Genomic DNA, 521 nt, shown 5'->3' with positions numbered 1-521 from the left:
TTTTTCCCCGACCAGCTCATGCCATGAACATCATCAAAATACAAACATAATTGTTTATACTTCTTAGATAAGTCTAAGAGGTCATTTACGGGAGAAAAATCTCCATACATGGAGTAAACCCCATCCGCCATATACCATATTTTATCCACCGTAGAACTTATCTCTTGAATCTTTTTTTCTAATAAGTCTAAACGGTTATGGCGTACCAACTCCACTTTTACCCCTCTTAATTTTAAACGTTTGGCAGCATCCTGAACACTCCAATGTACTTGATGATCGAGTAGTATAGCGTCACGATCTCCTGCAATTACAGGTATAGCCGCCATATGTGCCAAGGTGGCGTTTTTGGCTACCACCACGGGCTGACCGTATAGCTTGTGCAGTAATTGCTCTAATTTTTCATATAGTGGGTGCGCTATATATGATTTTGATAATGGAAACTGGGTTCCAAAATCATCAATTGCTTTCTTTGCCGCTTCCTTTAGGCGAATATCTTGCTCTAACCCTAAATATCCCGTAGT

Annotated in this window: 1 pseudogene; it reads right to left on the bottom strand. The window is 39.9% G+C overall.

Annotation, left to right across the window (positions count from 1 at the left end):
- A pseudogene (locus tag FT986_RS15830) lies at window positions 1-521 on the bottom strand (pyridoxal phosphate-dependent aminotransferase family protein); the annotation flags it as partial.

It is taken from the genome of Mesonia sp. K4-1 (assembly GCF_008017825.1).
GTDB lineage: Bacteria > Bacteroidota > Bacteroidia > Flavobacteriales > Flavobacteriaceae > Mesonia.
The sequence above is the reverse complement of the archived record's forward strand: the minus strand, read 5'-3'. Positions and strand labels throughout refer to the sequence as shown.